13 protein-coding genes are annotated in these 14,493 nt (G+C 41.1%); 9 read left to right on the plus strand and 4 right to left on the minus strand.

What is annotated here, in order from left to right:
- Positions 1-153 precede the first annotated feature (153 nt).
- Entirely contained in the window at positions 154-474 is a 321-nt protein-coding gene (locus IEX98_RS04305; protein ID WP_188887657.1) for a hypothetical protein, read from the plus strand.
- 119 nt (positions 475-593) lie between these two features.
- Here the strand turns inward: IEX98_RS04305 and IEX98_RS04310 are convergent, their stop codons facing one another.
- Positions 594-1,607, minus strand: coding sequence for a zinc-dependent alcohol dehydrogenase family protein (locus tag IEX98_RS04310; protein WP_188887658.1), 1,014 nt, complete (start codon positions 1,605-1,607; stop codon positions 594-596).
- A gap of 129 nt (positions 1,608-1,736) precedes the next feature.
- On the opposite strand from IEX98_RS04310, the gene IEX98_RS04315 reads away from it, so the two are divergent.
- The 4 genes from IEX98_RS04315 to IEX98_RS04330 all read left to right on the plus strand — a co-directional run bounded on the left by IEX98_RS04315 (position 1,737) and on the right by IEX98_RS04330 (position 5,783).
- Positions 1,737-2,642: a LysR family transcriptional regulator gene (locus tag IEX98_RS04315; RefSeq protein ID WP_188887659.1), complete on the plus strand. Its 906-nt coding sequence runs from the start codon at positions 1,737-1,739 to the stop codon at positions 2,640-2,642.
- A 400-nt stretch (positions 2,643-3,042) separates the two neighbouring features.
- Positions 3,043-3,489, plus strand: a complete 447-nt coding sequence (locus tag IEX98_RS04320) for a nuclear transport factor 2 family protein (RefSeq protein ID WP_188887660.1) — start codon at positions 3,043-3,045, stop codon at positions 3,487-3,489.
- A gap of 25 nt (positions 3,490-3,514) precedes the next feature.
- A complete protein-coding gene (locus IEX98_RS04325) occupies positions 3,515-4,513 on the plus strand; it encodes an LLM class flavin-dependent oxidoreductase (RefSeq protein ID WP_188887661.1) in 999 nt (332 codons plus the stop codon).
- 292 nt (positions 4,514-4,805) lie between these two features.
- Positions 4,806-5,783: an aldo/keto reductase gene (locus IEX98_RS04330; protein WP_188887662.1), complete on the plus strand. Its 978-nt coding sequence runs from the start codon at positions 4,806-4,808 to the stop codon at positions 5,781-5,783.
- 200 nt (positions 5,784-5,983) lie between these two features.
- Here IEX98_RS04330 and IEX98_RS04335 read toward each other — a convergent pair whose 3' ends face one another.
- Positions 5,984-7,468 carry an MFS transporter gene (locus tag IEX98_RS04335; protein WP_188887663.1) on the minus strand — a complete coding sequence of 495 codons (1,485 nt, stop codon included), beginning with the start codon at positions 7,466-7,468 and terminating at the stop codon, positions 5,984-5,986.
- A 152-nt stretch (positions 7,469-7,620) separates the two neighbouring features.
- Here IEX98_RS04335 and IEX98_RS04340 point away from each other — a divergent pair, with 152 nt between their 5' ends.
- The 3 genes from IEX98_RS04340 to IEX98_RS04350 all read left to right on the plus strand — a co-directional run bounded on the left by IEX98_RS04340 (position 7,621) and on the right by IEX98_RS04350 (position 11,145).
- The gene (locus tag IEX98_RS04340; protein ID WP_188887664.1) at positions 7,621-8,439 is read left to right on the plus strand and encodes a MerR family transcriptional regulator; all 819 of its coding nucleotides are present in this window, start codon (positions 7,621-7,623) and stop codon (positions 8,437-8,439) included.
- A 100-nt stretch (positions 8,440-8,539) separates the two neighbouring features.
- Positions 8,540-9,358, plus strand: a complete 819-nt coding sequence (locus IEX98_RS04345) for a MerR family transcriptional regulator (RefSeq protein ID WP_188887665.1) — start codon at positions 8,540-8,542, stop codon at positions 9,356-9,358.
- Between the two features lie 566 nt (positions 9,359-9,924).
- Positions 9,925-11,145 (plus strand): hypothetical protein, encoded by a 1,221-nt coding sequence (locus tag IEX98_RS04350; RefSeq protein WP_188887666.1) that lies wholly within the window; start codon positions 9,925-9,927, stop codon positions 11,143-11,145.
- A gap of 70 nt (positions 11,146-11,215) precedes the next feature.
- Here IEX98_RS04350 and IEX98_RS04355 read toward each other — a convergent pair whose 3' ends face one another.
- Complete coding sequence (locus IEX98_RS04355; RefSeq protein WP_188887667.1) at positions 11,216-11,734, minus strand: DUF3231 family protein; 519 nt, start codon at positions 11,732-11,734, stop codon at positions 11,216-11,218.
- 279 nt (positions 11,735-12,013) lie between these two features.
- Entirely contained in the window at positions 12,014-12,967 is a 954-nt protein-coding gene (locus IEX98_RS04360; RefSeq protein ID WP_188887668.1) for an AraC family transcriptional regulator, read from the minus strand.
- A 282-nt stretch (positions 12,968-13,249) separates the two neighbouring features.
- Here IEX98_RS04360 and IEX98_RS04365 point away from each other — a divergent pair, with 282 nt between their 5' ends.
- Complete coding sequence (locus tag IEX98_RS04365) at positions 13,250-14,293, plus strand: SDR family oxidoreductase (RefSeq protein ID WP_188887669.1); 1,044 nt, start codon at positions 13,250-13,252, stop codon at positions 14,291-14,293.
- The last annotated feature ends 200 nt before the right edge of the window (positions 14,294-14,493 follow it).

Genomic DNA, 14,493 nt, shown 5'->3' on the forward strand with positions numbered 1-14,493 from the left:
GATACAATTATGCCTAGTTTTGTATCTAAGAACAAGAGAGGTGACTAGATGAAGCTGTACACCAAGGCAACACCATCTGATTGCTATTATGGATTTGGCTCAGAATCTAGAAAGTAATTTATAATTCATAACATACTTAGGAAGGTGTATCAATTGTCAACAATGATATCTTATAAATTACCCTGTGGTTCAAAAATGAACTACCCTGAAAAACTAGGGTATCTGACACGTAAAGGGAATTTAGTGATTTTCCATAGTACGTCTTCAAAGGATTATGAGTCTTACCTAATAGTACCTGCAACCAAAGGTATTCATATAATTAAAACGGGTTCAATGCTTGAAATCGCATTACTATACGAAAACTTGCCTTTAGAGGAGTTTGAAGTCAGAGACTCTTCTGGTGGGTTTAATTATAAACTTGGGACAACACTTGAGGAACTTCAAGACTTGTTGGCTCAATCTACATCAGACTAGAATATTCATCCGGCCAATGAGCCGGATTTTTTTGTATCTTGCTTAAAATTGTTGATCTTTATCGTTTTGGATTCTATAAAACGATCGCTTCCATTTAGGTGGAGGCGATCGTTTCTATTTTACTCTAAAGAAATGCAAATTTTTCCGAAGTAATCTTTGTCTTCTAAATATTTAAATGCATCAACTGCATTCGCAAATGAAAATACGCGATCAATGACAGGATAAAGAGCATTATATTTAATAGCGCGATTCATCGCTTCGAACATATCGCGATTACCAGTTCTAACTCCATGAAGCCGTACTTTTCTTGTGAAAATAGGTAAAAGTGAGAGATTTTCAACTTCCTTGCCCGATAAAGCACCAATCAGATTAATTTGTCCATTTTGTCGTACTGCTTCGATTGAACGATTCAATGTGGAACCGCTAACTTCAATAATAAGATCGGCACCCCGATTATTTGTATACTCTAGGACGGCTTTCTCCCAATCAGGAGTTGTCTTATAGTTAATGGTATGATTAGCTCCTAAGGCCTTCGCTTTCTCTAGTTTATCATCGCTGCTGGATGTAATAATAACATTGGCGCCAGAGAATTTGGCAAACTGCAAGGCAAATATGGATACACCGCCAGTACCTTGAATCACAACAGTATCTCCAGCTTTAACTTTTCCATCTTCAACTACTGCATGCCAGGCTGTAACTGCAGCACAAGGTAATGAGGCTGCCTCCACATAAGATAAATGTTCAGGAATACGAACTAACCCTTCTTGTGATAACACGACATATTCAGCAAGCAATCCATCTAATGATCCGCCAAGTTCACCATCATTGTATTCCGGTGACATCTCCCCAGTAATCCACTTTTGATTGAATATCCCGGCAACTCGATCACCAATTTGAAATTTGTCAGCCTCTTCTCCTAAAGCAATAATCTCCCCGGCTCCATCTGATCCAGGTATGAAGGGGGCCGTTGACTGATTATTGAAGTAGCCATTTAGTGCAGGAATATCTCTTGCATTAAGGGAAACTGCTCTCATGCGGATCAGAACTTCGTTTTTGCCAGGAGTAGGTACCTGAAGATCAACTTGTTTCAAATAATCAATGCCAAGTCCATCTTTAATAACATATGCTTTCATAATTATTTCTCCTTTATTATTGTATGAACTGGCAATAACTTTATCATTGACTATACATAACGTCTAATACATAATTCGAATATTAATAATAAATACTAATTATGAATTGCGAATTGTGTGGAGGTAAAGATGGAGTTAACTCAGTTGGAATATTTTCTTACAGTAGCACGTTATCAACATATGACAAGGGCTGCTAAGGCTCTATCCATTACGCAGCCTGCGCTTAGTCAGGCAATATCCAAATTAGAAAACGAGTTGGGCGTTCCATTATTTGAACGTAAAGGAAGGAATGTTCAACTGAGCCGTTATGGCTCAATGTTCTCCGAAAATGTCGAGCGAGCTATGCGGGAGTTGGAGCACGGAAAAAAAACGTTAGAGGAATGGTCGAATCCGGAGACAGGTCTAATTAGCATCGCCTTTCTCAATATTTTGGGAGCGGATCTTGTGCCTAAGCTTGTAAGGGATTACCAGAATATCTATCCCAAAATCAAATTTGAATTGGAACAGGGTAACCATGAGCTTATTGATGATGCTTTAAATCATGGAAAATTCGATTTGATTATAACTTCTATGAAGCCTAAGTCCGAGGAATATAGCTGGATAACATTGGAGAAGGCCCCGCTTTATATTATCGTTTCTAATAATCATAGACTTGCTAACACATCAAATCTTAGCATTCATGAATTGAAAAATGAGAACTATATTGGACTGAAAAGCAGTTGCGGTCTAAAGGTTTTGCTGGACGCATGCATCATCCGATCCGAAGCGGAATTGATTCAAGTTTATGAAGCAGAAGATTTGACTACTGTTGCAGGATTTGTTGCCGCCGGACTCGGTGTTTCGTTGGTGCCTAGAACTGCAGGACTGCTGTTAGAGGGATTGACTTGGATACCCATCCAAGAAAAGCACTGGAATTGGGAGGTAGGGTTGCAGTGGCGAACTGACCAAAATCTATCACCAGCAGTTAAAAAATTTATTGATTATGTAAAACGGACATCTGAAAAGAGTAATGAGTCGTTAGTTGAACTAAGCTGAACGTCTACGAATAGTTTATCCATGTACAAACAGGTACGAATGAGACAAGCTGGCACACGATACCGTGTTGGACAAATTCCATGAATGAATTAATATTAAAAATGCTGCCACTATTAAAGACTTGAGGTGGTCTGATATCTCTATATGAAACTGCTCAAGCACTCGCAATACGGAGTGCTTTTTCTAATGTGTAAAATAATCAGGATATTTAAAGTGGAGTGGAGCAGAGCGATCATACCGCTTAAAATCATAACAATTATTTATTAATTAAATTCATAAGGCGAATTAGACGCTAATTCTCCTCAATGATAAAGTTAAGCCCAGAAACAATCTTATTCACTCGCCGGTAATCCTATTTTATTGGCGAATACAATGGATTGACTAAATAAGGAGGGAAAAAATGACAACTCTAGATCAACTTAATGATATGGAAGAACTCAAGCGGGTCATGGCACGCTATGCCCGATATGGTGATACACAGAATTGGGAAGAATTCCGCAAGCTTTTTACCGAAGATGCGGTATTCTCCTTCGAGGCTATGCCTCGGGCAACTAAAGATGAACCACAGAGCGGCCATTTCACAGAGGGGCGCGATGCATTCATTGGGGGAATGGGTGAACTGCTTAAGGGGGTTCAGACCTATCACAATATGTATCTTCCGGACATTAATATTACTGGGCCAACGACCGCAACCGTCATCTGGGGCCTCCACGATCTCGTGAAGCTGCCAACCTGCATATTCAATGGCTACGGCCACATCCACCAAGACTATGTTAAGGTCGATGGACAATGGAAAATTATCAAGAGCCATACTTCACGCACCTTTGTCGAGGAACAATGGCTTTGAGATTAATAGGAGGAGCAGAGACTTTATGACAACATGTAAAACATCTCTTTCCATTATGGATGCCACTGGGGTAATAAACGGCGAAACACCGACGGATACGTTTCACAATTCCGTTGATTTGGCGCAGCATGCTGAGAAATGGGGATATCGTCGCTTCTGGCTTACTGAACATCACAACATGCCGCATATCGCTAGTGCGGCAACTTCGATTGTGATTGGACATATCGCAGCTAATACTAACACGATTCGTGTCGGCTCTGGAGGCATAATGCTGCCAAATCATGCGCCATTGGCAATTGCCGAACAATTCGGCACGCTGGAATCGCTGTTCCCAGGGCGTATTGACCTCGGACTAGGCCGTGCACCCGGAGCGGAGCAATCTGTTTCGCGTGTACTGCGCCGAGGCTCGTTAAGTGACGATTTTCCCGAGCAGGTAAATGAACTTCGCTCCTACCTGAATCCGACTCTTGGAGGCGCAATGCCTGGGGTAAGAGCTATACCTGGAGAGGGCCTTGATATTCCGATTATTATACTTGGTTCCAGTGACTACGGAGCTAAACTGGCTGCACAGCTTGGACTGCCATTTTCATTTGGTGGACATTTCTCCCCTGAGTATGTACTTCCGGCGTTGGAGCTATATCGTCGTAATTTCCGTCCTTCGCTGGTATTAGATAGACCTTATGTCATTCTAGCTATCAATGCAGTAGTAGCTCCTACAGATAAAGAGGCGGAGTGGTTGTTCACGACGGCAGAACAGGAGTTTTTGAACGTTATTCGCGGTAATCATGATGCTTTACTCCAGCCTCCTACAGATATCGATGCTCTGTGGAATCAACAGGAGAAGGCAGTTATACGCGGCAGAATGCTTCCCTACGCTGCCATTGGCAGTCCAGACACCGTTAAGGGCAGACTTAAGTGGATTTTAGAGCAAACACAGGTAGATGAACTTATGATTAGCGGAATGCTATACAATCATGAAGCTAGGCTCCGCTCATACAAATTGCTGGCCGACCTGTTCTACTAAGCAGCTTGATACGTTTTTGTGAGAAGCATTTCCTTGTTTTGTATAAGATAATATTTCAAACTAGCAGAGCAATGGCAACCTCTAGAAATCTTCAGATATATTAATGAACAATTTAAGTGTTGAGATCACTTATTAAAAAAAGAAAATCAGTATGTTTTATTGCCGGACAATCACTATCATTTAAACCAATTTGTATACTATGGATTGAAGGCTTGCTTTTATTCAAGACTCATGTATTATTAAATCAAATTCCCGGCACAAACAGAAGGTCGGAACTATGGGAGGAATGACATTGAACTACACGAGGCTAGGTGGAACCGGATTGGAAGTGTCTAAGCTTTGCTTAGGATGTATGAGCTACGGTGTGTCCGATAGAGGGACACATTCTTGGACTTTGGATGAAGAGACGAGCCGTCCTTTTATCCGCAAAGCGCTGGAACTGGGAATCAACTTCTTCGACACGGCCAATGTCTATTCCGACGGAACGAGTGAGGAAATCGTCGGTCGTGCCTTGAAAGATTTTGCGCTGCGCGAGGATGTCGTTATTGCAACTAAAGTACATGGTCGTATGAGACCGGGTCCGAATGGTGCAGGCCTATCCCGTAAGTCAATTCTCGCTGAAGTAGACAACAGCCTGCGAAGATTAGGTACCGATTATATCGATCTGTATCAAATTCACCGGTGGGACAATCACACTCCGATTGAAGAAACGATGGAAGCACTTCACGATATCGTCAAAGCAGGGAAAGCCCGCTACATTGGAGCTTCATCGATGTTCGCTTGGCAGTTTCTAAAGGCGCAGCATACGGCAGAGATACATGGCTGGACGAAATTCATCAGCATGCAAAATCATTTAAACCTGCTGTATAGAGAAGAAGAGCGTGAAATGCTCCCGCTCTGCGATGATCTCGGTGTCGGTGTCCTGCCGTGGAGTCCACTGGCACGAGGCCGCTTAACTCGCGATTGGGACGAGACAAGCGCACGCTCGGAGAACGATGTATTTGGCCAAACACTGTATGCTTCCACTATCGATGCGGATCGCCAAATCGTAGAGCAGCTTGGAAAAATCGCTGCCGAACGCGAAGTGGAAAAGGCCCAAGTCGCTTTAGCTTGGGTGCTCAGTAAATCCGTTGTGACCTCCCCGATTATCGGAGCAACGAAGCCTCATCATCTTGACGATGCCATTGCTGCACTAACACTAACTTTAACGCCAGAAGAGCTTACCTCGCTGGAAGGGCCGTATGTCCCTCACCCTGTATTGGGGTTCTAAAGGTGCGATGACTATCATTGGGGGATCAGAATTGTAAGGATCCCATCAATTAACTCTGCCTCTTTAGCTTAATGGAAAAACGATCCCCCAGGCAGAGGAGTGCCTTGGGGATCGTTTTTTGCGCTTGGCAGTATCACTTTTAGAAACACGATCGTAAAGTTGTAATAATCACTTGGCTCTCAGTCAAACCTAGCGAAATTTTACAACCTCCTGGATCGGACTCCTATCCATTCCATGGCAAGTGAGGTCAGGACTAAAAATACGATCAATCCAATCAAGACAAAAGATAAAGATTCGTCAAAGGCAACGCGTCCTGCCGTCTTTAAGAGCTCTGACGCATGGGCTGGCAAATTTTCCGCAAAGAACAGTGTTTCATCCAGACTGTCTTTTACATTAGCTGGTACTTGGATTCCTTTAGGAATATTCATGCTCAGTGTGTACATTAGACCGGATAAGCTACCTACAATGGCAATACCAGTTGCCCCTCCTACTTCATAGGCTACATTTTCAATTGATGCTGCCATTCCCGCTTTTTCAGGTGGTGCAGAGCTCATGATGGAATGTGAAGCGGCTGTCATGCCTGCTCCCAATCCTCCCCCCAATAGAGCCAGTCCAATGATTTGACCCAAAATTCCGGCATCAAATTGCAAGAGATAAATGATTGTTCCTGCGGCACCAATAAGAAGGGAGACACTCATGATGCGTATCACATTGTAACGATGCATCATCTTTCCGACTAGCGGCCCCGCGACAAAAGCTGCAGCCGGTATGCTAAATGTAATGAATCCCGCTTGCAGCGGACTTAATTGTTCCACCAGCTGAAGCCGCTGAGTTACGATATACTGAATGCCAAGTTGTCCAAAGAAGCCGACTGCAGCTGTAATACATCCTACAGTAAAGGGGGATATTTTAAAAAGCGACAAGTCAAGCAATGGTTTGGAGCTTCTCAACATGCGGCGAATAAAGATCAATAATACGACAATTCCGATAATGGCGCTAACTGAAGCAAGCTGCGGAGATCCATCGCGTTTTGCAAATTCTTTGATGGCAAAAACAATTGTTACCATCGAAATCATAATCTGAACGGAGCCGGTAATATCCCATTTTCTATCCTTGTTGCCCTCATGACTGGGGACATATATTAGAGTCAAAATAAATGCCAAGATTGCGATTGGTATATTAATCAAAAAGGCGGCGCCCCACCAGTAGTGCTGTACAAGAAATCCGCCTACGATTGGGCCAATCCCCGCCCCTCCGGAGGCAATAGCGGCCCAAATCCCTATTGCGAGTCCAAGCTCGCGCGAATCGGTAAAGGTCACTCTAATGATGGACAATGTAGCAGGCATCATCATTGATGCTCCAATCGCAAGAAGCACCCGCCCCACTATAAGTACAGTCGGGTTTGGAGCAAATGCTGATAAAAGGGATGTTGCAGTAAAAGCAAGCAATCCAATAGCAAATATTTTTTTGTGGCCGTAGCGATCTCCCAGCGTCCCCATCGCTGGAAGCAGGCCTGCCATAATGAGCGAATAGCCGTTCAGAATCCATAATTTTTCTGATGCCGACGCGCCAAGGTCATGGGTTAAGCTTGGTAAAGCTGTATAAAGGATCGTCGAATCCATGACAATGAGCAAAAGTGCACTCGATACGACGCCCAAAATAAGCCACTGTTTGAAATTAAACATCTGTGTGTTTCCCTCCATGTTCTTTTAATATAACTTTATGAAATTGATTCTAAACTATCGGGTTACCCTATAGTCAAAGCCTAATTCTCAGTGGTAAAATTTAGTAATATAAATATATGGTTTTTGAGACATTAAGTCAGGAGGAACAATTCGTGTCGGATAATGACAATAGATACTTCACAACTAGCGAAATGGCATCCATAAGCGGCGTGACAAAGCATACCCTTTTTCATTATGACGAGATAGGACTTTTAAAGCCCGAGTTCATTCACGCGAACGGGTACCGCTATTATTCGCTTAGGCAATCCTATATTTTGGATATTATTAGTGTTCTGAAAAAGGCAGGCAGCACACTGCAGGAGATCAAAGGGTATATTGAGAACCGGAACGGCCTGAAGCTCGAGAATCTGTTCAAACAGAAGCAGAATGATCTGGAGAGGGAACTACACAGAATCAAACGGATGCAGGTTATTATGCAAAATGCCATTCAAATGACGAAGACATCAATGAAGGAGCTCCGGACTGAGCCATTAATAGAAGAATGTCAGGAGGAGTATTTGATTGCTACACCGCTTAAACAAGGCGATAGAATGGAAATTAATTCGAAGTTAAGTGAGCATCGAAAATATTGCGAGAAGAATTTGATTAATCATGAGTTTTTAACTTGGGCAATTGTAAGTAAAGAAACATTTGTATCGGGCGGCTTCTCTTGGAGTTATGTTGCAAATAAGCTTAAAGCCCCTATAGCGAGAAATAGAATGATTACCAAGCCGAAAGGTTTGTATGTGGTTATGGATTATATAGGCTCTTACGAATCTTTGCCGGAAGCCTGCGTAATGATTAAAATGTTCATCGAGCGCAAAGGAATGAAGGTATGCGGAGATGTGTACATCATGGACCTGCTGAATTATTTCTCCGAGATCGATTTTGATAGCTACGCAGTACGAATTTCAGTCGAAGTCTCGATTTAACAACAGAAATAATGTTAATGGGGGAGGAGGCAATCGCAGATCTAACTGTGAAGAGTGGTTTTTCGCACCGTTAACTCCGAAAATGAAGGAGTGATGAATTTTGTCAAATATACAACCCCAGTTTTTTAGCACTAATGAGATGGCCAAAATATGCGGAGTCACGAAGCACACCCTCTTTCACTATGATGAGATTGGATTATTAAAACCTGAGTTTATTAACGACAAGGGCTATCGTTATTACACTACTAAGCAATGCTACACTTTGGATATTATCAACGTACTCAAAAAAGCGGGAAGTTCCCTTGAAGAAATCAAACAATTTTTTGAAAATCATAATACAGAGAAGTTCGTAAATCTAGTTCAACAGAAACAGTGCGAGCTTGAAGTAGAGCAGCTAAAAATAAAACGCATGCAAAATTTTCTCAGGAGTGCAGTCGAGATATTGAAGAATGTGAAGAATGATTCGAGGGATACTCCAGTGATAGAGAGATGTGAAGCGTATTACTTTATCACGACGGCTGTGGGTGATCAAAGTAACGATCATGAATATGCTAAGAGACTAAGTGAGCATCGGGATTATTGCGAGAAAAACATTATTATGAATGAATTTTCATTGTGGTCGATTATAAATAGGGATAACTTTATAGCTAGTAATTACTTTCCAAATTTTATAGCCAATAAACTAATTGTTCCAATGGATGGAGACAAGGTAGTGGTAAAACCCAAAGGCACTTACGTCGTAATGGATCATAAAGGATCATGTGAAACGAAATCTAGCACCTATTCGAAAATAAAACAATTCATTAAAGAAAAGGGGCTGATTATAAGCGGGGATGTATATGAAGTGGAAATAATGAATCATCTCGCAGAAGAAAATCCGGATAAATATGTGATCAGAATTTTAGTAGGGGTCTCTTGAAAATAAATATTTCGTTTATCGTCTATAATTTGCTTATTGTTTTTGAATTGGAGACAAAGATCGGCATCATTTATTGCTATTTACAACGGAACGTATATCTACTACAGCGTAAACCGCGAAATAGCTTGTTGGAGTAATTTTTTTTTGATTTTATTTCTATGAATTTAGAAGTATAGAAATATTTTTAGTGGAGAGAGAAGTTTTACTTTATAGGTCGAATACATTGAAAATTTATATGCTGGCTCCTTTTTTAGATAGGTCTGTTTACACAATTATTGTACTCAGAAAAAAAAAATAAATGTAGACGCTTGGTAGTGGCCTATAAAGCTCGGGAAAGGGCATCTAGAATAACAGGTTGCCGAATTTCTCGGTGAGGTGTTTGTTAAATACACGGAGCTCATCATTATGCACCCTCGCATACAAACCTATATCGATCGCTTTGGGTCTAAAAGACAGTTACCTGAAAACGATATAAATGGTAATATAAGTTATTGGTAGGAGGTTGGTTAAATTGGTATGTTCATCAGATTTCATTTTGATGGCTTTTGCGAAAAGGGAGGGTTAGTTTGAAAAAAATAATAGGTTTGCTTGGTTTAGTATTCATGATGATTCTATATAGCTGTGTTGACAATTCCCAAAACAAAGAAATACACGAATCTAAACAAACAATTATCCCGGGCACTACGATTTCAAATGAAACCATTTCGATTTATGACATTCACAATGCAAAAATCGGAGAAATTGAACGTTATGGAATCTTAGTGCTAACCGACGACAGCATTATTTACAATAGGATTCCGACGGGGTCTGTTGACTTGATAACTGAAATGGATTATTATCGGTACATTTTTGCAACAAAAGAAATTATAAAATTGGGCACAGTTGAAAATTTTTCATACGAAGCTAAGTATGACACAACAGTCATTGGCAACTCATTATACATGATGGTCACAACGGGTGAAATATCAGAAATTGAAAACAGAACGCTTCATCTTTATAAAGTGGACTTAATCAGTAACACGATGTCAGTTGTTTTTTCTGAAGAAGGCGGATTTCCCTACAATACCATGACAGCTGTAGGGGATAAATTGTTCATGATCAGAGTAAACCCTGCCGGCGGCTCTGAGTTAGAAGTATACAACACAGAAACGAATGAAAGAAAGATTGTAAAGAAATTTGAGTTTAATGACAAAGCAAATATAGGAGAAGCTATCCGACAGATCACTTCTGACGAAAAAACAGTTTCATTATTACGGTTGAAAATGGAATCTGGTGAAAAATCACGGTTGTACCTGGATGTATACGACCATGATATGAATTTCCTGCGGTCTGTTGATGTGTCAACGATTCCATCTCATTCTACTGACTCGCCTGAAAACGAATTACGTCAAGGCGTATCCAATTTTGTCATTGCAAACGATTATATCTACTATGCGAATTTTAGCATTACAAGATTTTTGGGGGAAATTGAAAATGACTCCCTACGCTCTATTATGGATGTTAATCCGGAGTTCGAAATGGCTTCAGAATCTGTGAAAAGCAAATATTCGGGTTTATTTTATCAATCGTTTAGCAAAGACAATGACTTATATCTACTAAATTACACAGATGGCAAGCTAAGAAAAACGACGTTTAATGCGGATGACGAAAGGTATTATATCGTCAACATTTCGAGAAATACAAATGACAATCTCTTAATTACAATGAAATACAGTCACCCCGACACAGGAGAGGAACTTGAGCCCAAATTATACTATGTTAATTTGTCAGAGTTAGAATTTTCATAGGGTTACTCCTTCATTAATTCAATAACTAGCGTTAAGCCCCTGTTAAAGGGGCTTTTCCAATATGCTCGACTTATACTTTAGCTGTCTCTGGCCGCTTAACTTGAAGCGGAGGAAAGATGAGCCAGCCTTTATCTTTAAGCAGATCCAGTATTTTAACGCCTTGAGCGGCCTTGGCGAGATGATATTTAGCAAACAGTGCGCCAATATCTATTCTGATCGATTGTCCCATAGCTTGGCTGCATGCAACGATACCCATGGATGTATCTGTGGCAATTTTTATAGCGATCTCAGGATCAGTAAATCTTGCACCGGCTGGAATATCTTCAAGTTTAACTGATGGTCTTTCCGGCATAGTAGGAGCGGGAGTGATGCCATTGTTAATGAGCAAAGCATCAAGTTCTTTACTTTCTGACTTTGCTTGATCAATAAGGTTCTCGAGAATTTTTTTCAGATCCTTGTCGCCAGAGTGATTTAAATATGCTTGGTAGCACGATATAGCGCCTTTAGCTGCTGATGAGGCCATAAATACATTAGAAATTTCGCCATAATGCATGGGCTCATCTTTAGGATTGCCGCTTAAAATTCCCATTTTTTTTAGCTCCTTTGTTAGATAGGTCTGTCTACACAAGATTATTGTGCTCAGGAAAATAAAAAAAATGTAAGACGGTTTTTCCATACTAATGGCGTACACCAAAGATACTCAAATGCCGTTGGAGAGTAAAGGGACTTATCCCTACTAGATCCCGTAGCATTCGATGTAAATAGAATAGTTCTGTAACCCAGCTAGCTTAAGTAAGAAGGATCGGTGGCTTGAAACAACGTGAAACATCTATAGTATGGATTGGTTCAAGTAATTAACGGATTACTTTCACGACCATGAACGGCTGTCTGGCTGCAAACTCTCAGAAGCAGATTTCTGCACGGTTTTAATATCCTGAAGAGGAGGGAGACCAAACTGCCGCCGGTATTCCCGGTTAAATTGTGAAAGGCTTTCATAGCCCACCTCTAGTGCAGCAGTCGTGGCATCCATTGTGCCGCTTAACATCAAGCGCCGTGCTTCTTGAAGGCGAAGCTGCTTTTGATACTGCAGGGGACCCATAGATGTTATGATTTTAAATTTATGCTGCAGTCCCGATACACTCATGTTCGTATAACTAGCTAGCTCATGAGCAGTAAAAGAACGTTTAAAGTTTTCTTTTATCCAGGCAATAGCTTTTCCGATACCGTCGGCTTGCTGGTCAAAGAGCACTTGTTGAAAAAACAAATGCCCGTAGTCGCCCGACAATAATCGGAAGATCATTTCTTGTTTGATTAGAGCGGATACAAAAGGTGCTTCTGCCGGCTTGCTAGTCAGTTTCAAAAGTCTAATTAACAATTCTAAAAAATCGGCATTGTATTTGCCAATGAACGCTCCGGTACTCAATTTTTTATCCTTAGGTTTAACTTTAATTCCGGCCGAGAGCATGACGGAGGCGATCTCCTGCGTCGTAAAGTCGATGCGCAGACCGATAAAAGGCGACTCCTTCGTAGCTTGGACGACTTGTGAGGTTCCAGGCAGATCAATTATAGAAGCTAAGAAATCACCCGGGTGCGCATAAAATATGTTTTTTCCAAAATGGAGCTTCTTCGTTCCTTGAAGAAAAAGACAAAAGGAGGGCATTAACAGGCAGGGAATCGGCGGCCTCTCATGACTGTGCCGGTCAATGATAAGATAGGGGATGATGGTTCTCGTACTTCCGTCTGCGGTGGTAATTCTCTCGGCCAGTTCAATGAGCTGGCCTAAATTGTTCTCAAGATTCGAGGGGCTTCCTTCGGTTGACATAGGGGCTGTACTCCTTTCTATGACATACGAATGCAAATGCTTCTTATCTAATTTGGCTCTACATTTACATTGATGCAGTATACGTCAAATTATACGTTTTCCATATTTGAGCACAATTACAAATACGATAAAATGCAGTTTTAGGCAAATTTCATGCAGGATTGGGCTCATTTAGCTTTTCTTTTTAACAGATAATTGGGTTAAGGACTTCTTGAAAGAATTAGTTACAACGGAAGTATAAATCGGCTGCAGATTGTAATGTAAACGAGAGGAGCATGTACGATGTCAGAAAATAAGAACCCTTTAGTGCTTGTAACCGGAGGTTCAGGATTTATCGCTGTTCATATCATTTTGAAGCTGCTGCAGAAGGGATTTCATGTGCGGACAACACTTCGTACGATGAGCAGACAAGATGAAGTAAAAGCTATGTTAAAGTCAGGCGGCGTGACGAATTTTTCAGGCCTGTCATTTATTCAAACCGATTTATCATCAGATAAGAACTGGGGGGAGGCTGTCAAAGGGGCAGAATATGTCATCCATGTGGCTTCACCAACGCCTAATAAAATTTATAAAAATGAGAATGAAATGATTCAGCCAGCTCGTGAAGGTGTTTTACGGGTGTTAAGTGCAGCACGTGATGCAGATGTCAAACGTGTTGTCCTCACTTCTGCATTCGGAGCAATTGGTGTGGGGCATCATAATCATAAAGGACCCTTCACGGAGGAAGACTGGTCTAATATCAATGCCAAAATTCATCCTTATCAAAAATCAAAAACGATCGCTGAACAATCTGCTTGGGAATTTATCCGCAAAGAAGGTAATGGACTAGAGCTTGCTGCAGTAAATCCTGTTGGTGTGATGGGGCCTATTCTAGGAAATGACTATTCTCATTCTAATGACAGTGTTCGCCGAATGTTGGAAGGCAAACTAAAGTATGTCCCCAAAATTTATTCTGATTATGTGGATGTCCGAGATGTTGCGGATTTGCATATTTTGGCCATGCTGCGTCCCGAAGCGAATGGAGAGCGTTTTATAGCTTCTAGCTCAGAAAATATTTCGATGTTAGAGGTCGCTAATATTTTGAAGAAACATTTAGGGGACGATGCTATAAACGTTCCTAAGGGAGAGCTTCCTAATATTTTGGTTCGTATGCTGGCGATTTTCAATCCGAAATTAAGAATGATTGCTTCACTATTGGGACTAGATATGTCAACGAGTAACCAAAAGGCCAAACGGATATTAGGCTGGAGGCCTCGTTCAGCAGAAGAGTCAATTGCAGCAACAGGCAAGAGTATGTTGAAAATTATGAAAGGGCAGATGAAGTAGACTGCGATCCTGCTTAAGTAAAAACTCATGAAGCATTAGTCTAATAAATATCTTTTGAATGGCAGCCGGCTCGGCTGCCATTTCTGTTTATGATAAATATGAAAACCAAGGATAAGAACACTTTCTATATATACCCGGTATCGGGTAAAATTAATGAAAAGTACTTGTACCATTGAATGAAATCGATTTCATTTAATTCA

The sequence above is a fragment of the Paenibacillus radicis (ex Gao et al. 2016) genome, assembly GCF_014641555.1.
In the GTDB taxonomy this organism is placed as follows: domain Bacteria; phylum Bacillota; class Bacilli; order Paenibacillales; family Paenibacillaceae; genus Pristimantibacillus; species Pristimantibacillus radicis.